At 49.5% G+C, this 22,235-nt stretch carries 18 protein-coding genes, 1 tRNA gene and 1 pseudogene; 7 read left to right on the forward strand and 13 right to left on the reverse strand.

From position 1 onward, the window contains the following. Positions 1-40 precede the first annotated feature (40 nt). The 4 genes from N3Z11_RS03475 to N3Z11_RS03490 all read right to left on the reverse strand — a co-directional run bounded on the left by N3Z11_RS03475 (position 41) and on the right by N3Z11_RS03490 (position 4,854). A complete protein-coding gene (locus N3Z11_RS03475; RefSeq protein ID WP_260655747.1) occupies positions 41-454 on the reverse strand; it encodes a VOC family protein in 414 nt (137 codons plus the stop codon). Between the two features lie 59 nt (positions 455-513). Further along, positions 514-1,563, reverse strand: a complete 1,050-nt coding sequence (locus tag N3Z11_RS03480; protein ID WP_260655748.1) for a PepSY-associated TM helix domain-containing protein — start codon at positions 1,561-1,563, stop codon at positions 514-516. A 143-nt stretch (positions 1,564-1,706) separates the two neighbouring features. Next, a complete protein-coding gene (locus N3Z11_RS03485) occupies positions 1,707-3,797 on the reverse strand; it encodes a TonB-dependent receptor (protein WP_260655749.1) in 2,091 nt (696 codons plus the stop codon). A gap of 151 nt (positions 3,798-3,948) precedes the next feature. Then, positions 3,949-4,854, reverse strand: coding sequence for a LysR family transcriptional regulator (locus N3Z11_RS03490; protein WP_260655750.1), 906 nt, complete (start codon positions 4,852-4,854; stop codon positions 3,949-3,951). Positions 4,855-5,065: 211 nt separating this feature from the next. On the opposite strand from N3Z11_RS03490, the pseudogene ycaC reads away from it, so the two are divergent. Both ycaC and N3Z11_RS03500 read left to right on the forward strand, forming a co-directional pair. Next, positions 5,066-5,614 (forward strand): annotated as a pseudogene (gene ycaC / locus N3Z11_RS03495) (isochorismate family cysteine hydrolase YcaC); the annotation flags it as partial. A 219-nt stretch (positions 5,615-5,833) separates the two neighbouring features. Beyond that, positions 5,834-8,533 carry an EAL domain-containing protein gene (locus N3Z11_RS03500; RefSeq protein ID WP_260655752.1) on the forward strand — a complete coding sequence of 900 codons (2,700 nt, stop codon included), beginning with the start codon at positions 5,834-5,836 and terminating at the stop codon, positions 8,531-8,533. Here the strand turns inward: N3Z11_RS03500 and N3Z11_RS03505 are convergent. From N3Z11_RS03505 to N3Z11_RS03530, 6 genes are all read right to left on the reverse strand, one after another. After that, entirely contained in the window at positions 8,530-9,633 is a 1,104-nt protein-coding gene (locus N3Z11_RS03505) for a sensor histidine kinase (protein WP_260655753.1), read from the reverse strand. The two genes, N3Z11_RS03500 and N3Z11_RS03505, sit on opposite strands and share 4 nt — an antisense overlap. A 66-nt stretch (positions 9,634-9,699) precedes the next feature. After that, a complete protein-coding gene (locus N3Z11_RS03510) occupies positions 9,700-10,089 on the reverse strand; it encodes a two-component system response regulator (RefSeq protein ID WP_260655754.1) in 390 nt (129 codons plus the stop codon). After that, a complete protein-coding gene (locus N3Z11_RS03515) occupies positions 10,079-10,483 on the reverse strand; it encodes an Hpt domain-containing protein (RefSeq protein WP_260655755.1) in 405 nt (134 codons plus the stop codon). The genes N3Z11_RS03510 and N3Z11_RS03515 overlap by 11 nt, the downstream gene beginning before the upstream one ends. Next, positions 10,476-11,459, reverse strand: a complete 984-nt coding sequence (locus N3Z11_RS03520; RefSeq protein ID WP_260655756.1) for a response regulator — start codon at positions 11,457-11,459, stop codon at positions 10,476-10,478. The genes N3Z11_RS03515 and N3Z11_RS03520 overlap by 8 nt, the downstream gene beginning before the upstream one ends. 216 nt (positions 11,460-11,675) lie before the next feature. Next, positions 11,676-12,131 (reverse strand): DUF4826 family protein, encoded by a 456-nt coding sequence (locus tag N3Z11_RS03525; RefSeq protein ID WP_260655757.1) that lies wholly within the window; start codon positions 12,129-12,131, stop codon positions 11,676-11,678. A 72-nt stretch (positions 12,132-12,203) separates the two neighbouring features. Beyond that, positions 12,204-13,169, reverse strand: coding sequence for a hypothetical protein (locus tag N3Z11_RS03530; protein ID WP_260655758.1), 966 nt, complete (start codon positions 13,167-13,169; stop codon positions 12,204-12,206). Between the two features lie 329 nt (positions 13,170-13,498). Here N3Z11_RS03530 and N3Z11_RS03535 point away from each other — a divergent pair, with 329 nt between their 5' ends. Together N3Z11_RS03535 and N3Z11_RS03540 are read left to right on the forward strand one after the other, a co-directional pair. Beyond that, positions 13,499-15,556, forward strand: a complete 2,058-nt coding sequence (locus tag N3Z11_RS03535) for a putative bifunctional diguanylate cyclase/phosphodiesterase (RefSeq protein ID WP_260655759.1) — start codon at positions 13,499-13,501, stop codon at positions 15,554-15,556. A gap of 269 nt (positions 15,557-15,825) precedes the next feature. Then, positions 15,826-17,409 carry a methyl-accepting chemotaxis protein gene (locus tag N3Z11_RS03540; RefSeq protein WP_260655760.1) on the forward strand — a complete coding sequence of 528 codons (1,584 nt, stop codon included), beginning with the start codon at positions 15,826-15,828 and terminating at the stop codon, positions 17,407-17,409. Positions 17,410-17,503: 94 nt separating this feature from the next. Here the strand turns inward: N3Z11_RS03540 and N3Z11_RS03545 are convergent, their stop codons facing one another. After that, a complete protein-coding gene (locus N3Z11_RS03545) occupies positions 17,504-18,958 on the reverse strand; it encodes an MFS transporter (RefSeq protein WP_260655761.1) in 1,455 nt (484 codons plus the stop codon). 102 nt (positions 18,959-19,060) lie between these two features. Between N3Z11_RS03545 and N3Z11_RS03550 the strand changes: the two genes are divergently transcribed. Next, entirely contained in the window at positions 19,061-19,492 is a 432-nt protein-coding gene (locus N3Z11_RS03550; RefSeq protein ID WP_260655762.1) for a helix-turn-helix domain-containing protein, read from the forward strand. Positions 19,493-19,638: 146 nt separating this feature from the next. Here N3Z11_RS03550 and N3Z11_RS03555 read toward each other — a convergent pair whose 3' ends face one another. Beyond that, positions 19,639-20,151: a hypothetical protein gene (locus N3Z11_RS03555; RefSeq protein ID WP_260655763.1), complete on the reverse strand. Its 513-nt coding sequence runs from the start codon at positions 20,149-20,151 to the stop codon at positions 19,639-19,641. Between the two features lie 266 nt (positions 20,152-20,417). Then, positions 20,418-20,504 (reverse strand) — tRNA-Leu (locus tag N3Z11_RS03560). A gap of 245 nt (positions 20,505-20,749) precedes the next feature. On the opposite strand from N3Z11_RS03560, the gene N3Z11_RS03565 reads away from it, so the two are divergent. Continuing rightward, positions 20,750-21,250, forward strand: coding sequence for an RDD family protein (locus tag N3Z11_RS03565; protein ID WP_260655764.1), 501 nt, complete (start codon positions 20,750-20,752; stop codon positions 21,248-21,250). A gap of 420 nt (positions 21,251-21,670) precedes the next feature. Further along, positions 21,671-22,015, forward strand: a complete 345-nt coding sequence (locus N3Z11_RS03570; protein ID WP_260655765.1) for a hypothetical protein — start codon at positions 21,671-21,673, stop codon at positions 22,013-22,015. Positions 22,016-22,235 lie beyond the last annotated feature (220 nt).

Below are 22,235 nucleotides of genomic sequence, written 5' to 3' on the forward strand. Positions count from 1 at the left end.
TTGCCGCTGTGATTTTGACGTTAATGTGCAGATGCCTGCATTATTGTGCTGGCTGACTGTTATCCATCCAGAACAACTCCCAAACATGGCCGTCCGGGTCGCTCAGGCTACGGCTATACATAAAACCATGATCCTGAAGCGGATTTACATCAATCACACCACCTGCTTTTTGTACCCTTGCCAGCATGCTGTCTACTTCAGCGCGGCTTTGGCAAGACAGCGCCAGCATTACTTCACTGCTGTTTTGCGCCGGTATAGGTCTGCTGGTAAAACTGCGCCATTTGTCGTGGGTTAATAACATCACATAAATACTTTCGCTCCACACCATACAAGCCGCGGTGTCGTCGGTATATTGTGGATTATTGTCAAAACCCAGTGCCTGATAATAGGCCATGGCAGTTTTCAGGTGATTGACCGGTAAGTTAATAAAGACCATCCGTTGTTGCTGTTTCATCCTTTGGCTCCTGCTGGATAATTTAAAAAGTGAGGTTGGCCCCGCAATCGGGATTTTTACTATGGGTGATGAGCGGGATTTTTGCCAGTGCGCTGACGCCAGCCCAAACCCAATAACCATAACAATAACGGTAATATTCCGGCTATTGCCAATAACCAACGATAAAAAGTGCCGCCCACAGCAGCGGTATGCAGCGGGTAAATCAGCTGGCTGATGCGCTGCCCTGTGGCCGCTTTGGTGGCATCCTGCAGTGTGAGCACTGCTGCTGTAGCTGCGGAGATTTGTACCACAGAGCGGCCATTCGGATGCCATTCTGCAGCTTGTTGCAGTCTGAATGAAACAGGGGCAGTATCGGATTGACGAAAGCTGGCCAGTCTGATTTTTGCCTGAGGTAAGCTTTGTTGTGCTTTGGGTAACCAAAGTTGCCACTGGCTTTGGCTTAAAGCTACAGCGCTCTGGGGTGGTACAGCGGGGCTCGGTTGAGGTTGGTCGGAAAATACCAAGCTAAGTGCCTGTTGCACCGCGCTGTGATAGGACATGGCAGTGCCGGTCAGCACCACCCAGACCAATAAAGGCAAGCTGAATAATCCCAGCAAAAAGTGCCATTGCCGGTATTGTTGCAGTTTGCTCTGGGCAAAAGGCAATCGCAGCCACTGTGCTCTGAAACGTCTGGGCCAGTTGCTGGCCAGACCCGTCGCTAACAACAGCAGGCTGAGTATCCCCACAACACCGGGCAGCTGATGTTTTAACGGTTTGACCAGCAGATACAGGTGGAATTGATAATTCCAGTCGATCCAGTCACAAAAGGGCGCCCGGCTTAATAACAACCGGCCATCAGCACTGCGATATTCCAGAGTACCATCATGGCGCGACAACTCCAGCCAGGGCCTGTCGGGCTGTGGCAAACGCACAAATGCATAGTCTTGTTGCGTAAGCTGATCCAGGCTGCGGCCCAGTAGAGCTAAGTCGGTTACCAGTGGGGTATCGAGCTGCGGGTATTGCCATTGCAACAACGGATTTTTAAATAACAAGATGCTGCCGCTGGCGCAAAGCAACAGCAGGATAAAGCCAAGCCAGAGCCCCAACTGGCGGTGGATGTTTTTTAGCACTTCGCCTGACTCCGCACTGGGAACATAAAGCGCATCATCAGCAACTTTTCAGGTGCACAGCAGTCGGCGTGAAGCCGACGCGCTGTGACAATGGACCAGGCGCTCCTGTCAGCAAAGTTCACAGCGAATGCAGTAAGCACAGCTTAAAACCCATATTGCCAGCTCAGCGACAAGGTACGGCCCATACCGGCAAAGTAGCTGCCGGCGGCAGGCGTAGTTTGCGAATAATAGGTAATGTATTGTTTATCAAGTAAATTCTCTGCACCTAAGGTCCAGGTTCCCAGTTCGTGATGCTGGTAACTGACCGAAGCATCCATGGTCTGATAACCGTCAAAATGACTGCCATCGTTATAGCTGATATCAAATAACCGGCTTAATTGCAGACGGCTGCTGACTTGCATCGGCCACTGCGCCAGCCAATACAGATTCAGCCGCTCTGGTGCCATGTTAACACCGCCTAAGTCTTTATCGGTTTGGCCGTCGTTGTTGCTGTCGTACTGACCCTGACTGCGCGCATAGGTCAGGCCAAGGCTGGCTTCGGTGCTGTAATTCCACTGGGCTTCAGCTTCAAAACCGGTAATTTCGGTTTTTTCCCGCATCACACTGTAAATGCCGTCTTTGTCAGCCTGTAACCTTGAACCTAAATCAGAATCCGAAGTGAAATAGCTGCTTTGCAGCCGGTAGTGTTCATTCGCAAATTCAATACCGATTTCGGCGTTGTCTGACACCACAGGCTGTAAATTCAGAAAAGACGCCACCGACTGATTGGGTTTATTAATGGCTCTGAGCACCCGGCCTACGTCCGGCATGCCAAACCCCTGATTGTAACTGGCATAGGCCCGGATATTGTCGGTCAGCTGATGCACAATACCAAAGTTGTGCAGCAATTCGTTAAAGCTTGGCTCGCCGCCTTTGACAAAACTGCTTTTACTGGAGGCCAGGGTGGTGAAATCATCGACCTGCAGCTGACCGTATTCGTAACGGGCACCGCCGCTGAAGGTCCAGTTTGGCAGGCCGTCATATCTGAGCTGCACAAAAGGGGCATAGTTATGAAATTCAGTTTCCGGCACCCAGTTGCGGTCGGTCAGCACCAGCTCCTGATAAGTCAGATCCTTTAGCCAGTCCAGGCCAGTGCTGACATCCAGCGCAGTACCGGCCAGGTTTGAGCCAAACCAGGTGACACGGGAGCCGACTTTTTCTGAGATATTTTGTGACTGATCAAAAATATTGTTGCCGTATTTTGGATCCTGAAAAGTTGCGGCGCGACTGCCGCCAAACATCGACGAAAAATCCTGGGCAAACAGCTGCCAGCTGAGCTGACCGCCCAGCAGTTGTTGATGCTGATAATCCAAAGATGCTGAAGTTACTTTATTCTGCGCGCCATAACCTTCGGTTTTTCCTGGAACTGACGTGGTGGGAATCCCCAGCGCTGGCTTGCCATCAACCGGCTTATAGTCATTATTCCCTTCTAAATCAAAATGGTTCACCATCAGCTGCAGGCTCTGTTCGGCTGAAAACTGCCATTTTGTTTTTAAAAACAGGTCAATAGCATCTGAGTTCATGGTGTCACCCTGAGTGGTGTCGACGCCAATCAGCTGGCCATTGCCATCCAGATAAACCCCGGTTTTATTCAGGGCAACACCAGCGACCACAGACACTGTATCCATTTGCTTTGAATACAGATAACTGCCTCTGTAGCTTTGTGTGTCGCTGCCGCCTGTGGCAGGCGCAGAGGCAGTCAGTTTCAGTTGATGCTGCTGCTCGCCCGGCGATTTGGTAATGATATTAATAATACCGCCACTGGCGCCCATGCCCTGAATAGCATTGGCTCCGCGGATAATTTCAATACGTTCGATCATGGCCGGATCGATAGTGTTGCCATCACGTGAGCCGTTACGCAGTGGCGTAGATTGTGGCACGCCATCAATCATGTACAGCGGTTCGCGGCCACGTAAGGTTTCACCATTGGCGGTGAGCTTTTGCCGGCTGGGCGAAAATGCCGGCAACAGATTACCGAGAATTTGTGAGATATCCTGGGTTAATGCCAGCTGTTGTTTCAGCTGTTCCTGATCAATCACTGTAATAGTGGCAGGCACTGTGCTGACCGGATAAGAAGCGCGCATCGACGAGACCGAAATACGTTCAATCTTTTCGGTGCCGTTATCGGCCAATACGGCAAAAGACATCAAAGCACCGGAAACAGTTAAAGCCAGCATCAGTTTGGACAAATTCATCAGTCACACCAAGGTTGAATAAAAATGGTTCGCATTTATAAATGCGAATAGTTCTTAAGTCAATACTGATATAACAAAACTTTTATAACAAAACTTTGGGGGTAGATGTTGAGAACCGGTTTGCTGTTTTTATGGTGACTGACCCTTTTGCTTAGACCTCCTGCATTTTTTCGTAACGCTCTGCCAGATAATCAATCAGGCTGCGCACCGAAGGTAATAAACCACGCCGGCTTGGGAACACCAGATGAATCATCTCCCGCCTTGGCGTCCAATCGGGCAGCAGATTAATCAATTGACCCGAGGCCAGATAAGGGCCAACCATCAGTTGTGGTAATTGCACCACCCCGACACCTGCCAGCGCCGCTGACAATAAAGTAGCCATATCTGTGGTGATCAGCCTCGGCTGGTAATCGACTTTTTTGATTTCACCATCAGTATGATGCAGGCACCACTGCTGGGGTTCATTGACTCTGGTTCGGCTCAGCGCCGGCAAGCCTGCCAATTGTTCAGGCTGTTGTGGCAGACCTTGCTGCTGCACCAACGAAGGGCTTGCCACCAGACACTGGCCGCGGTCAGATAAAATCCGAAGCACCAAATCTGAATCTTCCAGCGGCGTTGGCCGAACCCGGACTGCTAAATCAAAACCTTCGGCCAATACATCCACTCTGCGGTTGGTGGCTTCGAGGTGGATCTGTACCCCCGGATACAACAACATAAAATCAGCCAGCATCTGCGCCAGATGAAAATGCAACAAACCAACAGGACAGCTGAGCCGGATAATACCTTTGGGCTCATGGGTCAGACGGTCAATGGCCTGCTGCGCCGCTTCAGCCTCCACCAGCATGGCTTTGCAGTGCGCCAGATAAATTTGCCCAAGCTCAGTTAACACAAAATGCCGGGTGGACCTTTGAATAAGCCGCACCGTCAGTTGCTGTTCCAGTCTGGCAATACGGCGGCTCAAGGTAGATTTAGGCAGCTGTAGCTGCCGGCTGGCCGCGGCAAAACCTCCGGCTTGTGCTACCTGGGCAAATAAATACAGGTCATTCAGGTCCGGCATCTTGATTGTTCCAAATTTAAAACGATGAGTGCCAATTTAACCATCTACCGAAGTATTGTGCCACTGGCTAGCATTGTTTTGCCTTCTTGAGGCCGCAGTGCTGCGCTGCAGCGCAGGTCCCCGGGCAATTGGCACTACAATTGTTCTGTGCTTTAAAGCACAGGGCAGAACAAGGCAGGCCAGGCCTGTCTGAACAGCAAGGAGATGAACAATGAGCAACACTTATAAGCGTTTGGATAAAAACAATGCGGCAGTACTGCTGGTGGACCACCAGGCCGGTTTATTGTCGCTGGTGCGCGATATTGAACCTGACAAGTTCAAGAATAACGTGTTGGCACTGGCTGATTTGGCAAAATATTTTGCCCTGCCAACCATTTTAACCACCAGTTTTGAACAAGGTCCGAATGGGCCGCTGGTGCCTGAGTTAAAACAAATGTTCCCCGAAGCGCCTTATATTGCGCGTCCGGGCCAGATCAATGCATGGGACAATGAAGATTTTGTCCGTGCTGTTAAAGCAACTGGCAAAAAACAACTGATTATTGCCGGTGTAGTCACCGAAGTTTGTGTGGCATTTCCGGCTTTATCGGCGCTTGAGGCTGGTTATGACGTCTTTATTGTTACCGACGCTTCCGGCACATTTAATGCCATGACCCGCGATGCCGCCTGGCAGCGCATGAGCGCAGCAGGCGCACAGCTGATGACCTGGTTTGGCACCGCCTGTGAGCTGCACCGCGACTGGCGCAACGACGTGGAGGGTTTGCGCATTATTTCTGTCCTGTGCTGTTGTGACTCTATGGCTTCCCTTAGCTCTGATGCAGGATTTATCCGAACATTTTGTTTACTGACAAGCTGTTACATCATGCAACCACATCTCTGCTTTGCCTTGACTGGCCGTTAATAAAAACTAAGGTGTATACATCAAAGGAACTTATTGGCCGGTATCCACTTTTGCCGGCAGCTGCAGTGGCAGGGAGGCAACATGAAGTTTCGCCAGGCGCATATTCTGGTCCTGACCGATGAGGTCACAGACTGTACTACACTGCTGCAGCTGTTGCGGGATGCGGACTTTAGTGTTGTGCTGGCCAGGAGCGAAGCAGAAGCGCTCGAGCTGGTGCAGCAGCACAATCCGGCGCTTATTCTTTGTGATTGTCAGCTGTCTTCGCTCTGGTGTTATCAGTTGTGTGCCAGGCTGAAACAACAACAAAAAACGGCGGGTATAGTGTTGTTGCTGGCCAGCTATTTTGACTCTGAGGAAAGGCTGATTCAGGCGCTGTATTGTGGCGCCGATGGCCTGATTGGCAAGCCTTATCAGCAAGCTTATTTGTGCTCCCGTCTTGAATATTTTCTGCAGTTACCGAAGCCGCGTCCTGAACAGGCACAAATGGCAATTGAGCTTCAGTCAGACGGTGACAGCCATTTTATTACTGCGGGCAGGCGGCAATTATTAGCGTTATTGCACAGCACTTATCAGCAGCTGATGCTGCAACCACAACACAGCATCCCTGAGACGGTGATCGCCATTCCCGCCACTGAGCAACAGGTGCAGATGCGTATTCAGACGCAGGCGATGCATGCCAGTGTGAATGCCGTGATCATTACCGACAATCAGGCGCCTGATCAGCCCATTATTTATGTGAATCCGGCTTTTGAGCAGCTGACAGGTTACAGTGCGGCTGAAGTGCTTGGCAAAAATTGCCGTTTTTTGCAGGGCTCAGCGCAGCATCAGCCGGGTTTGGATTTGATCCGCCGTGCCATCCGGTATCAGGACAAAATCACCGCTGAACTGCTGAATTACCGCAAAGATGGTTCCAGCTTCTGGAATGAGCTGACACTGGCGCCCGTGCTCGATGAGCAGGGCAAGGCCAGTCATTATGTGGGCATGCTGCGCGATGTGACCGAAACTAAAAACTACCGGCAGGAGCTGGAATATCAGGCCAATTACGACAGTTTAACCGGCTTGCCCAACCGCAATCTGCTGCACGACAGGCTGCAGCAGGCCATTGCTTATGCCAAACGCAACCGTCGCTCCTTTACGCTGGCCTTGCTGGATATTGACCATTTTAAAGTGATCAATGACAGCCTTGGCCATCAGGCCGGGGACGAATTATTGCAGCAGATAGCACAACGTTTGACCGCACAACTGCGCGATACAGACACTGTAGCCCGCTCCGGTGGCGACGAGTTTGTGCTGGTACTGACCGACCCTATGGGTTTTGCCAGTCATGTCCGGCGGCTGGAACGGCTCAAACGCCAGTTGTTGCTGCCGGCCAATGTGGCGAAACAGGAGCTGGTGGTGAATTTTAGTATGGGCGTTTGTCGTTACCCACAGGACGGCGACTCCTGTACCACCTTGTTACGCCATGTTGATACGGCTTTATTTGAAGCCAAACAACTGGGCCGTAACCGCATCTGTATGTTTAAGCCCGAAATGAACCAGATAGTGCAACAAAGATTGCAGATGGAGCAGGCCATACGGCAGGGCTTATTAAATCAGGAGTTTTTGGTGTATTACCAGCCGCAGGCTGACTTAAATACCGGCCGGCTTAGTGGCCTGGAAGCTTTGGTGCGTTGGTCGCATAACCGTCAGATGATAGCCCCAGGCGCTTTTATTTATATTGCCGAACAATCGGGGTTAATCACCGAATTAGATTTTTTTGTGTTTGGCAGCGTCTGCCGGCAAATCAGTCAGTGGCAGCATGAACTAAAAGGTTTAGTGGTGGCGGTTAACTTTTCGGCATTAAGTTTTATGGATGCGCAGTTTGTCGCCAGAGTACGTTCTGCCTTGCAGCAATATCAGGTAGCTCCCGCAGCTGTGATGCTGGAAATGACTGAAAGCACCCTGATGCATGATGCTGACGAGGCGCTGCAAAAAATGCAGGAGCTCAAAGCTTTGGGGATCCGCTTTTCAATTGACGATTTTGGGACCAGTTATTCTTCTTTAGCTTATTTAAAACGTTTTCCTTTTAGCCAGCTGAAAATTGACGGTAGTTTTATCACTGATGTACACACTGAGCCGGACAGTGCCGCTTTGGTGAAGTCAATGATTTCGATGGCGCATAATCTGGGGATCCGGGTGCTGGCGGAGGGGGTGGAAACTGTGGAACAACTGGGCTTTTTATTAAAGGCAGGTTGTGACGAAATGCAGGGTTATTTTTATGCGCAGCCACAGCCGGCGGCTCATTGTACAGAGCTTTTGCAGCATAAACAGCAGCTGCAGTTACCCCCAGAGTTATATGCCAATGGCCGTCGTTGCCTGTTATTGGTCGACAGCGAGCAGAATGTGTTAAGTGCGTTAAAACGGGAGCTGCGCCCGCTGGGTTATCAGCTGCTGCTGGCTCAGTCAGCAGAGCAGGGCATGGCTTATCTGGCCACTTGTCCTGTCGATGTGGTGTTAACTGATTTGCGGCTTTGTGACACTACAGGCGTGGAATTTTTGCAAAAAGTGCGGGCGCTATATCCGGATGTGGTTCGTATGGTGTTAAGTGCCACCACCGAAATCAGCGGCATTCTAAAAGCAGTGAACGAATGTGTGATTTATCGTTTTATTACCAAACCCTGGGAGCCCACTGAGCTGAAAATCCAGCTGGCGGAAGCCTTCCACCTCAGAGCGCTGCAACTGGACAATGAAAGAATGAAGGCGCAGCTGCGTGCGCCCGGCAGTGCCGGTTTTTATGATTAGGGTTGTTGCCGGGGTAACCAGATTTTAAAACTGCTGCCACAACCAGGGGTTGAATTCACTTCAATCCGGCCATGATGGCGCGCTATGATGTTCTGACAAAGCGCCAGGCCAAGCCCGGTGCCTTTGCCCACCTCTTTGGTGGTAAAAAAGGGGTCAAATATTTTCTCAAGATGCTCCGGGGCTATGCCGGCACCATTATCCTCTACTTCAATCCAGATTTGACTGGCATCACTGCCGCTTCGCACCACAATCAGGCCATTGTCGCTGATGGCATGACCGGCATTGACCAGCAGGTTCAGCACCACCTGAAAAATCTGTGATGGAATACATTCAATCTGTGGCAGTTGCGTCAGCTCCTGTTGCAGCCTGGCTTTATATTTCAGGTTATTCTGCACAATCAGTATGCAGGACTGAATGCCGGTCTGAATATCGGCCAGCTGAAAATGCAGCTCATCACTGTGTGATAAATCTTTTAGTGCGGCAATTTGTGTCAGTACCTGGGAAAGGCCAAAACCAGATTCCTGCAACAAAGACTGTAAATCGCTCTTCAGATAGTCAAAATCAAACTCGGCCTGAATGGCCTGCACCTCAGCAGAGTTTGCCACTTCTGCCAGGGCTTCAATCATTTTGATCAGATCAGTACTGTAGTCGGTCAGGGTTTGCATATTGGAATAAACGTAAGCAATGGGGTTGTTAATTTCATGGGTAATGCTGGTAGTGAGCTGGCCAAGCACCGCCATTTTTTCCGAGTGGTACAGCAGATTCTGCAGATGCTGCAGTTGTTGTTGTAATTCCAGGGTTGCATCTGCGGGTTGAAACACCAGGCAAACACCGTTGAAACTGCCATGTTGAACTGCAATTTGCCGGTAATAACAAGAGCCTGCCGATGGTAACAACACTGGCCCCCAGAGCCTGTTGCTGCTCTGCTGCAGCTCTTGAGGTGGCATTGGCAGTTGCGGCAGCACATCGGTTAGTTGTTTGTCCAAAAAAGCAGCGGGAAGCTGAGCCGACACAAAACGGATCACGCCTTGCGGGTCTATCAAAAGTGTCGGGTAGATTTGTGTTAACACTGTGCTCAGTACAACATCCATGGTCTGCATAAAAATCCCTGGTCCTGTGTTTCCGGTGATATTGCCTGTTTTAATTCGGGGCTATTGATCTGTAAATTAAGCTTGTTGCCGCTTTGTTGATAAACAGCTGTCGATCTGGTTAATCAGCTCAGCTTTGGTGCAGGGTTTGTGCAGCACTGCATCCACTAAACCAGCGCTGGTCAGCTCTTTGCCCAGCACTTCGTTGCTGCCACTTAATAAAATGCGTTTAACCCCGCTGAATTTTCCGGTCAGGGAACGATAAAACTCCAGTCCCGTACCTTCGGTTAAATAATAGTCGCAAAGGATCAATCGTACCGGATATAACTCCAATAACTGCCTTGCTTCCAAAGTGGTGGTACAAAATAAACAACGCCACTGTGACTGACGGAACATACGCTGATAAGCATTTAATAAAAATTGCTCATCATCAATAAACAACAACACAGGTTTTTGGTCATTGAGCATCTGCAGCATCACCTTGTGCTGTCAGCAGATGCAGGTCCAGTTGTTGTAAGGTGTCCAGCCAGACTTTTTCAAATAAACCGTAAGTGCGTCTGGCTTCCACCACATCTTTGGCTCTGAGCTGGCGCTCCAGCATCCGGCACACCCGCGACATTTTTTCCGCCCCCACCATTGCTGTCATGGTTTTCAGGCTGTGTACATAACGCACAACATCCTCGGCAGCGCCTGTGTGCCAAATCAAAGCAATCTGACTGACATAACCCTGGGCTTCGGTTTGAAATTGTTGTAAGGTCTCCAGAATTAGTTCAGGGTCCGATTCGCCATAAATCAGGCTGACAGCCTCAATATTCAGCAAAGGCAGTTTTGATAGAGGTATCAGTATTTTAGCGTTATTCATTCTGATCTGACTCGTCCACTGAGCGCACAAAAGGCCGGCTGATGGTTTGTACCCACCAGTTGGACAGACGTTTTAAATGCGGATTGAGCTGCGCCTGATATCTTGGATTTATTTTGGCCAGACTCTGACCCAGTTCAGTCAGCTTGGCCACTCTGTCATTAAACACTGTCCAGAACATGCCCTGATGGTAAGCATGGTTCTGCAGTTTTTTGCCAACAAACAACAGATAGTCAATGGCATCACAGATCCGCTTTAATTCTGCCGCTATGGCAATTGGTTTGCTTTGTTTCAGTGTCAGGTTATAAAACGAATTGATCCGCTGTGCCAAAATCTGCATGCGCCTGTCCAGCTGATGAAAACCTGTGGTGGAATTATCTGGCCAGGTGACCAGCACCGCAGGTTCGGCTTCGCTGCAGTCTTCATGCAGCTGCAACGGCGCTTTGGTTTCAGCTACCGGCACAGTGCGTACTATCGCCACATGGCTTTTGTAACTTTCGGTGTGTGCGGGGGCTTCTGTGGTTTTGGCTTCTTTTTTCTCCGGCACATACTGAATGTTTTTGTAGTATTCAGGGTCGCGGATCTGTTTTTCGTTTTGTAAGTGAAACAGCACCTTTTTCTTTAAACCGTCGGCGGATAAGGGTTTCGCCAAAAAGTCATTCACGTCGTAGCTCAGGCTCTCCAGCACCATGTCTTTATAGGTATTGCCGGAAAACATCAGCACCGGAATATCATGGGCACTGTTCAGTGCTCCACATCTTAATCTTTTCAGCAGTTCCAGCCCATTCGGGGCTTTCATCTCAATGTCGGTGATCAGCATATCGATGGTTTCACTGGCGAGAATTTCAATAGCTGTGCGCCCATCATTGGCTTTATGTACTTTGCAATTTTTAATACTGCTGATGACTTTAAATAAAAAGTCACACATCAGCACAACGTCATCTACTACCAGGATATGGAAGGTTCGGGCAGGTATCAATGCAACACTCCTTTGTCTTGAGGTTCAGTCCTCTGTGACAGCATTCAGCCACTTAACATGAATTTTAGACCTGGATTTGTGGCCTTGCCTGCTTTGAAGTGAGTTTGTGGTGATTTTAGTGAAGGGTACAACAGCAGATGACAGCTCCGGCAACCGCGCTGTGGCTAGCTGCGCGGTATCGTCGTCATCAAGTTGTAATATTTTGATTTGTATATGTTATTCGTCTAAGTCCCAAAGTTCATCGTCGCTGGCCCAAAGCTGTAACAACTGTGCCTGACGCGCCAGCTGTCTGGCTTGTTGTGTCAGATCGCCGTCAAGCGCCGGACTGCCCGGCCAGGCTTGTCCTTTCGCCGCTGCGGCGGCAAGTTGTGCCCACTTTTTCGCAAAAGCGGCCATGGCCTCTCTGGGCTCTGTAATGTCTGTAGCTGGTAAATGGTCAAAAGGCACCGGTTGTTGCTGGCTGCCACTGCTATCGCCACACAATATCCAAAAACCAACATAACCCGGGTCTGCCACATCTTCCACCGCCCAAAGCGCCACATAAGGTGCGGTAAACCACTCTGGGCTGTCACAAATCACCCCATGGGGTAATTGTTGTGCCTTTACATAAGCTTGCACTGCAGCAAGCTGGCTGTCACACCAGGCCCAGTCTTGTGCGTCATCAAAATCCATACAGAACCTATCCGGCAAAAAATTGTATTGTCGCTGCCGGCACGCTGCAGGGCAAGCTGGTTCGATCGCCGGCTATCTGGTTGTGCCCGCCAGCTTGTCAGGCTGAACAGGTGCCAATGCTGGGGTTTCACTCAGTTGCAGCTCACGGCTGAGTTGTTGATAAAGCTGAAGATGGCTATCTGACAACTTCAGCCGATTTACTTTGGCCAGATAAAGCCGGGCATTGGCGCTGTCCTTGAGTTGCCAATAAATTTCCGCCAGTCGCAGCTGATAAATAGCCGCCATAATCAGGTTATTTTCCGCCTGCAGATAGGGCAACGAAGCCAGATATAAATCCCGTGCCTGCTCCAGTTGTCCCAGCAACTGGTAAGTGCGGGCCAGATTACCGTAGGCCACTATTAATTTGCCGTTATGGCCAAGCGAGAGTGCGGCTGTCAGTGACAGTTGACGCTCTGTCGCCGCTTGCTGCAGATTGCCGGCGGCGTGGCTTAATAAAGCTTTAGTGGCGTTTAGTTCAAAGCGGAATAATGGATCTTTGCTTTTGGCAAAACGCTGTTCGGTATAAGTTAAAATTTCGGCGGCTTTATCTGAGGCACCAAATTGATGCTGCAGATTGGCCAACTCCAATAACCGGAAAGGTTCGCCAAACATCTGATAAATCTGATCCAGTTCAACCATCGCTTTGTTGGCATATACCTTTGCCTCATCGCGTCTTTTCAGTCGGTTTAAGATTTTGGCGTAATAAAAATAAAGTTGTACGGCAAAGCTTTGCGGCAACCGCTTTTCGGCTAACAACAATTCGATGTTGCGTTGCAGCTCATCAAATTCGTGGTGGTCGTAAAAATAATCAAGTTGATAGGCGGTGATTTTGTACCACTGTGCTGAATAAGGTTTCGTTCCTGCCAGCTGTTGCTGCAGATACAAATCACAGCTGATGCTTTTATCATTGGCACAAAAACTTTCATGATCACTCATATGTTCCGAGCCAAAACCCGGCGCTGTATAAAACAGCAACAACAGCAGAAAAAATAAATGCATTTAAATACTCATCAGGACAAAAGGCAGGTAAGGCTTCTGCATTACAGTTTGGTCTGGCCACTTTGTTTTAAGCACTATGCCTGCTGGGATTTTACGTGGCAACAGGGGGCAGACTGAAAATTAGCAGGTACTAAAGATCACAGTAGCTGGCTGATTAAGAGCGCAGTAAAAAATATACCGCTTAAAGGTTGATCGTTTTGCAGACGGACGCGTAATCAATTTAATACAGGCTGGCATTGCGGGTTGTGTCGGCTGCAAATGCCCGGCCCAGCCATAACAAAAATCGGCAGTTCTGCACCACAGTTCTTAACTTCTCAGGGAGGGTGAATATGCGCGATACACTCGACAATCTTTACACTCTCGACACGCTCGCGACATTTACGCCAGGTGTGTTTTACCAGTTCCTGATGACTAAAACCCAACAGTTTCGTTTTGTGAAGCTCGGTGAACGTTTCAGTAGTATCTGCGGATTACCTGTGGCGGCTTTACTGCATGATGCCAGCCTGCTGTTTAACTGCATGACGGCCGAACAGCGTGACGAGTTGATCTGCGATATTTTGCATTCAAGCCAGCATTTAACCGAGTTTTACGGTTGTATTGCATTAACTAAACCGGACGGAAAGCAAATCTGGCTGGAAGCGCGTTCTTCACCAGAAGCCATGCCGGATGGCGATATTGTCTGGACAGGTTTTGTTTATGATGTAACAGCAAGGGAGCAGGCGCTGGCGCAACTGGCCAAATCCTCTGAGCTGTCGCGCACTATTCTGGACAATATGCTCGACTCCGTTGTCAGTATTAACGAGCAAGGCATTGTAATTTATGCCAATCAAACAGCACTAAGTTTATTTGGTTATCAGGCTGAGGAATTAGTGGGCAAAAATGTCAGCTGCCTGATGGGGGCGCATCATGCCAGCCAGCATGATCAGTATCTGCAACATTACGCCAACACAAAAGAGCAACGTATTATTGGCAGCAATAGAGTGGTGCAGGCCAAACATAAAGATAATTCGCTGATCCCGGTGGAGCTGCGGATTTGCGAACTCGACAACGCCCATGGCCGCAGTTATCTGGGCGTGATGCGCGATTTAAGCCACAAGCTGATGCAACAACAGGCCATTGACCAGCTAACGTTACAAGATGCGCTGACCGCTTTGCCAAACCGCACCGCGCTTAATCGCAGAATTAACCAATGTATTGATAATCTTGCATTAAATCCCACTCAGTATTGCCTGATTTGCCTTGATGCCGATGATTTTAAGCTGATCAATGAAGGTTATGGTTTTGAGCATGGTGATGAGTTTTTACGCCAATGTGCCCGGGTGCTCAGCGACTTTGGTTTGTATTTTCTGGCAAGAACAGGTGAAGACGAATTTGCGGTCTTGCTGGAAACCAGTGAAGGACGACCGTCACTGGAGCAACAGCTGGGATTGATAGTACAGGCTCTGGCTAAACCGCAACAGGTGTTTGGGGATCTGATCAGTTGTAACTTCACCGCCGGTGCTTTTTGTTTTTCGACCGCCGATTTCACTTATTCAGATGTGGTGCGCAGCGCTGAACTGGCGCTGCATTATGCAAAATCCGGCGGTAAAGGCCGTATTGCTTTTTATGACCATCGCCTTGATCAGCATCAGCGGCAACATGCGCTGCTGGATCAGTACTTAAGAACACCCGACATTTTGTCGCAGTTCTATTTGGTCTATCAGCCACAATATGACGTTGCCGGTCACTTATTAGGCTTTGAAGCCCTGATGCGCTGGCGTCATCAGGAGCAGGCCATTGCCCCTGACGTGTTTATTCCGTTGGCGGAGCGTAATGGCGCCATTTTTATGCTGGGCAAGTGGTTGTTACAGCAAGCTTGTCAGTTTATCCGGCAGGCGCAAAAAATTCCTGCGCTGGCGCATTGCCGGGTGTCTCTGAATATCAGCGCCCGCCAGTTTGCCAGCGCACATTTTACCGACGAAGTGCTGACTGAAATCCGGCGCTCTGGCATTACCCACAGCCTGCTGCATCTGGAGCTGACAGAACGTTTGCTGTTGGAAAATCCCAAAGATGTGGTTGCCAAGATGCAGCTGCTGAATCGTTGTGGCATTACCTTTTCGCTGGATGATTTTGGTACCGGTTATTCTTCTTTGGCTTATCTGAAACAGCTGCCTTTGCATGAGCTGAAAATTGATAAATCTTTTGTGCGTGATTTGCCCGTCAACAGCTCGGATCGCAGCATTGTCAGCGCTATTTTACTGATGGCGGGTGGACTGGATCTGGAAGTGATTGCCGAAGGGGTTGAAACCGAATTACACCGGCAAAGTTTGCAGCAGCTTGGCTGCCGGCGTTTTCAGGGCTATTTGTACGGCCAGCCGATGCGCGCTGAACATTGGTTGCAACACTAATTTTTGCTTTTAAATCATAAATATATGGAATAAAAAACACAATCAGACATCTGACAGACTACAGTTTGTTACAAGCTGTGAAGTTACCAAAGTATCGGGCATGCTGCTTGTGCTGCTGGCCATGACGTAGTTATTGCCTTAAAACGAGCAAAGTGCCAAGGCAAGGCGCGAAAAAACAAATCAATACAGAAGTGTATAGCGGGCAAAGGCATGCAGCGGCAGTTGATAGTGAACTCTGTTCTTAACCATGTACGAGAATGAGGATTTTTATGCTTTCAATCATCACTTTATTACAAAACCTGAGTATCAGAATCAAACTTCTTGTCGGTTTTGGCTTAGTGCTGTTGATCCTGTTGTTTATCTCTGCGCTGAGTTATCAATCATTACAAGGCTTAAGTGCCCGCTTTGAAATGGTGAGTAAAGTCAGTGAAACCAATCTTTTGATCAGTGAAGCCAGGCAGCAGGAGAAAAACTTTTTGTTGCGTAATGACCGTAAGTATTATCAGGCAGCGCAAGACATTAGCAATAAAGCCAAACAACTGGGTGAAACCAGCCTGACCTTATTCACCACAGCAGAAAGCGCCAGCTTAATGCGTGAGTTATTAAGCCAGCTGGATGCCTATCAGCGGTTGTTATCGGAGCTGGCAGCCATTGACACCCAAAACAATAAAGAAGCCGCCCTCGCCGTTGAGGAGAAAATGACCACTGCAGCCCGGGCGGCTGATCAGGCGGGTACCCGTTCGGTGGAGCGGCAGCTGGAAATCATGCGCCAGGAAGTGCGGAATAAAGAGTGGTTAATTATTGTTTGTGCTGTGGTTGCTCTCGTTATTGGTATGTTGGCCGCTTCGGTGATCACCAGTATGGTGGTAACCCCAATTCAGCAAGTGGTCCAGGTGGCCGAAAAAATTGCTGGCGGCGATTTAAGTGCCAATTTACCGACAGACCGGCTGGATGAGCCAGGTCAGCTGATGCAAGCCATGCAAAAAATGACGGTGAATTTGCGGGTGCTGATCAATAGCCTCACTGCCGGTATCGCCCAGCTGGCGGCGGCCACTGAAGAAATGGCGGCGATTTCAGAGCAAAACTCTGCCGGTGTTTGCCAGCAAAAAGAAGAAACCGAGCAGGTGGCAACAGCGATGAATGAAATGGCAGCTACAGTGCAGGACGTTGCCAAAAATGCCGAAGAAGCTTCAGCTTCAGCCACTGAGTCGGCACAGCAAGCGACGCAGGGCGAAAAAGTCGTGCAAAAAACTACCCATCAGATTAAAGCGCTGGCGCACGAAGTGGCTAGTTCTGCCAAGGCGATAGTGGAGTTAAAAGATCAGAGCAACAATATTGGTGCTGTGTTGGATGTGATTAAAAGTATTGCTGATCAGACCAACCTGCTGGCACTCAATGCTGCCATTGAAGCAGCAAGGGCAGGGGATGCCGGTCGTGGGTTTTCAGTGGTTGCTGACGAAGTGCGGGCGCTGGCATTCAGAACTCAGGAATCAACAGGCCAGATTGAACAACTGATCAGCAATCTGCAGCAAAAAGCTGAGGCTGCGGTGGCCAATATGCATAAAAGCTCAAACCTGGCCGATGATACATTACAAAGCGCTGACGAAGCCGGTGATGCTATTAACGCCATCAATCATGCCATTAGTAGTATTCAGAATATGAACCAGCAAATTGCCGCAGCTGCGATGCAACAGGCAACAGTGGCCGAGCAAATTAACCGCAGTATTTACAGTATCCGCGACGTGGCTGAACAATCCGCAGTCGCCAGCGAACAAACCGCCACTGCCAGCACCGACTTAAGCCGGCTTGGTACCGAACTGCAACAACTGGCGGCGCAGTTTAAAGTCGCCTGACGCTGTATTCTGCACTTAAACAACAACCGAACCGCCTTTTACCGGCGGTTTGCTTGTTGTTGGTCGCTTTGTCGGCATGTTGCGGATAGCCGGGTCACCTGTCTTTCGGGGGCTGGCCAGGTTTGTGACTGCTTTGGTTGACCAGATAAATGCTGATAAGCGACAGAACAAGCACAGCAGCGCTCAGGGTAAAGCTGGTGGTTAACGCAATACCTAATTGTGCTGGTGTTGCCTCGGCCATCGCAGTGTTTTGTAACGCCGCACTAAATACAGCGCTGAGCATTGAAGCGCCTGTCATCAGTCCCAGATTTTTTGTCAGGTTCAGCAGGCCGGACGCAAGGCCTTTGTCTTTTTCACAGACGCTGTTCATCACATAAGTATTGTTTGCATTCAGGAAAAACTGCCGGCCAGGCGTCATCACAAGCAGCGCTGCAATATAACCGTAAACCCCAAATAATACCGGCAGATAAGCAAAACAAAGCGCGCCGAGACTCATCAGCAGCAGACCCAAAAACATCATATTTTTTTCCCCTATTGCATCCACTAATTTTCCGGCCGGATAACCGGCGCAGGCCGAAGCCAGCGGCCCAACCGACATCAGTAAACCCACTTGCAGTGGCGATAGTAAGAGGGCATAAGTCAGGTAAAAAGGCCCAATCAGCAGCGTCGACATGGCAATTGCATCTACCATAAAACCTGCAGCTAAAGTGACATTGCGCAGCGGCTGACAAAAGAAGGCCAGATCAATCAGCACAACAGGGCGCAGATGCTGGCTGAGCAAAAAAAGCATAAATGCGCCAATAGCAAGGAGCGCCGGGTTTAGCGGCAATGCCTTGCCAAGCTCCGGCGAAGTGACCGTTATCGCATAAAACAAGCAGCTGAGCGCCAGTAATAAGGTGCCTGGCAGATCAAAGTGTTTCCCGCTTTTGAGCACGTTGATTTTATCTCTGGCAATAAATTTGGCGCAAAAAAGAAAGCTGATACTGCCAAGCAGTGCCATCAACCCGAAGATCGATTGCCAGCCAAAAAAGTTGAGCAAGGCGCCGCCGGCCACAGGCCCAAGGGCTGTGCCAATGGCTGCAGTGGTGCTCATTAAACCTATGGCCGCACCTAAACGGTTTTTCGGCATCACTGAGCTGACAAGGGCAAAGCTTTGCGACAGGATAAAAGTGGCGCCAAGCCCCTGTAGCAGCCTGGCCAGAATCAACATCCACAGGTTCAGCGACAAGGCGCACATGACGGACGCGCAGGAAAAAATGCCGATGCCAAGCAGCAGCATCAGTTTTCTGCCGAGCAGATCTCCCAGCACACCGGCTCCCATCACAAAAGTAACCAGGGCAATTAAATAAGCAATGACCACCCAGTTCACTGCCGGCATTGCGGCGTTAAAACTTGCTGCCAGAGTGGGTAGAGCCACATTGGCAATACTCATGGCCAGTGCCGGCAGCAGGATAGCAACAGCGAGGCTTAATAAAGCTGCGGATTGCGCCTTTGATAAAGGCTGCTGTTCAGCTGGTTTGTTACATTGGGTTGCGAGCGGATCAGACATCATAGAACCTCAGGTATAAGGCAAACACAGGCTGCGGTTGCACAAAGATGACAGTTTTTGTAATGTACAACTTGAAGTTAACTTGAAGTCAAGGCCGCCATTATGGGTTCTATCGATATTTCGCAACTGGTCAAAAAATCGGGCATTCCTGCATCGACCATCAGGTATTACGAAGAAAAAGCCTTGATCAAATCAGTGGGCAGAGTGGGCTTAAAACGCTTGTTTGATACCAAAGTGCTGGACCAACTGGAATTTATTGCGCTGGGACAAAGGGCGGGTTTTGCCCTCGGGGACATTCAGTCGATGTTGACGACTCAGGGACGATTTGAAGTCAATCGGGATGTGTTATTGGAAAAAGCCGATGAGATTGCCAAAAGTGTGAAGCAGCTGGTGGCGATACAACGTTGTCTGGAGCATGCGGCAAAATGCACGGCCCCCAGCCACAGTGAATGTCCGAAGTTTCAGCAGTTATTAAGAATTGCCGGCAAAGACCAGGCCCGGAAACACAAAGTTGCAAACCCTGGCCGCGGCTGAACGGGCAGAGCAGAGTGCTGCGCGGGTTATTCGGGCAAGAGAGCTCCGTCAAGACAGTACCATCATGACAGAAGCGTTAGCACAGAACAGGCAAAACAGGGCAGTCAAAGGTTCTGTGTCACTCTGACTGCACCTTCATCACTGTTTTAGCTGCCAAATCTGACCAAACGGCCTTCCTGCATTTCTTTACTAAAATCGGTGCTGGTTAGCCGCAATTGTACAAAACCTTCTGACAAACAGCGGGTATCGTGAATATCTCCAGGTAAAAATACCCGGCACTGGCCAGCTTGCATCAGATCTGTCCCTCTGGACACCAAATGGGTTTCCCCATTCACTGTGGTCACTTGCTGATAGGTGTTCATTGCCATTTCACCGGACAACACGGCATAAAACACCCAACCGGCACCGTGGTTATGCGGCTGGCGGTAGGTGCCTTTTTCTTCAGTGTGCGCCAATAAGATAAAACCCTGTTCAGGGTCCCGGTACAGTTCTTTAGCGGCAGGTTTTTCGCTGATAATGTCTTTCAGCCATGGCTCATCTTTGGCGGCCCTGGTGAAATCCACCAGCAGTTGTCTGACCGCGCCGACAGTCTCTGTGTTCAGCCCGGACCAGGCCTTTCTGACATTAACAATAAAGTTATCCAGTGTTGTTTGCTGCATTTTTTCACCTCAAGGATTAAAGTTCAAAAGCAGCATAAATCTTCAAGTTAACTTGAGGTCAAGCGGGAATTTCAGATAAACATCAAGTGAAAGATTGCCGCTTGAGAGGCGGAACAACAACCAATAATCAACAGTGTTTAAGGCCTGGGCGGCAGAAAGGTTTTAACCATCGGCAGCGCAACTGAATTGAATGTCTCAGGGCAACACAATGGCGATTTAAACACCATAAAATTAATGGGGAATTTATAAAGATATGTATTGGTATTTGGTGCCTGGGGTCGGACTCGAACCGACACGCCATTTCTGGCGGCGGATTTTGAATCCGCTGCGTCTACCGATTTCGCCACCCAGGCATTGAGGGGGTCTTCTGGGGTAAACAGCGCTGATTATACAAAGCTGGGCTGGCTTCGCAAGCAAAAAATCAATGGCAACAGTTAATTGCGTAATTTTTAAGCGTGGCAGGTTCTGGCTTTGGCTGTTGTTGCTGCGCTTGGCCATGTTAAACTGCGGTTTTTCCGGCTTGGGCCGGCGAAGTGCTGGCCAGAATAAGTTGGGCCCAGACAAAAAATTTCGCCCGGCATGAAAAACGAGAGTTCAGATGATGTTTGCAGATACGCCAAGGGCGGGGCTGGTGCGCAGATTAGGCGTGCTGCTGTATGATTTTATGACGTTGATTGCGTTGTTAATGCTGGCGATGTTGCTGGCGCTGGCGCTGGTGGCTGGCCTGGAAAAAGCCGGTTTATTATCGCTGGTGGGTTATCAGGACGCTGCTGAATATATTCAGCGCCATGCCATTTGGTTTCAGTTGTATCTGCTGTTTTGGGTGTTGTGGTTTTACCTGTATTTCTGGTGTAAAGCCGGCCAAACCCTGGGCATGCGTGCCTGGCGGTTGTTGCTGGTGCAGCAAAATGGCCAGCCCGTCACCTTTAAACAAGCGCTGATCCGTTTATTTACTTCATTGGGTGGCCTTGGCAATTTGTGGCTGCTGCTGCGCTGGAAACAAAAACTGGCGCTGCAGGACCAACTCTCCGGCACTATGGTGCTGGTGTTAAGCAAAGAGCAAAGTCAGCAGTTAAATTTACACCGTCAGGCACGTTAATTTTCCAATCTCCGCAGTTGTTTTAGCTGCCGTCACAGAGCCGTCAACAAGGCTAAACATCACTTTTAGCCCTGTTGATGGTGTTTTTGCTAAAGAACAGGTAAAACAGACAATAAACTGCTGATGTGGCCCCTGTTTTAGTCTGTGTTTTTTACTCCACTGCTGAAAATTACAACACTACTGTTTTAACCTGAGCTGTTGCTGACTGCCCCGGGCGCAACTTTGCCCCTGAGTTTTTTCTGCTGCATTTGTGAGCAACAAACGCCGGCAAGCCAAGGCTGGCAAGGGGAGTAGCCTGTTGTCTGTTGCTGGTGCCGCTTTGCGGGCTTAGCCTTTTTGTTGTTTTAGTCAAAACAAATCTCAAGTTTTTCCGTGGGCGCCCGATATAAAAGTATCAGGAATCAGTTACGGGACTACATCATGCAAGAACATCAACGCCTGCAAAAAATTCGCGAAATAGGCATTCGTTTGCATGAACTTGGTCTGGTCAGCAAAAAAGCTGAAACCTCTTACGCATCACTGGCGATTAACTACTTGTTTAGTTTGTATAAAATGCCAAAACCAACAGGCGTGTCGCTGCAGGAAACTTTGCAGTTATTAGCTGAAGCTGTAGTGCTGGAGCATAAACTGGCGTACCGCCGGTTAAGTGCAGACTCTGTACTGGAGTTTTTCAGTCACAGATATCAGGTGTCTGCGGCATCACCTTTGGTGCATCCTTCTTATCGTCGTCGTAATACGGCTGCGGCTGGTCTGCAATTTGCCTGAGCCAAAAGCGCTGTTTTGTGGTAAATGGTTGCAAACGGCAGCAAATAGCCAGTAATAACCGGCATTTTTCCCGATAAAAAAAGCGGAAAATATCAGCCTCTGCAGCAAAACTTACCGCTGCAGATGTTGGCTGGGGTGGGACAGGAACCCCGGGCAGGAACACCAGACTGATATTTTCCAAAGCAGGAATTTAAGCCCGGCCTGAACCCGGGCAATAAAA

Origin of the sequence: Rheinheimera sp. 4Y26, from assembly GCF_025245835.1 — a bacterium.
GTDB lineage: Bacteria > Pseudomonadota > Gammaproteobacteria > Enterobacterales > Alteromonadaceae > Pararheinheimera.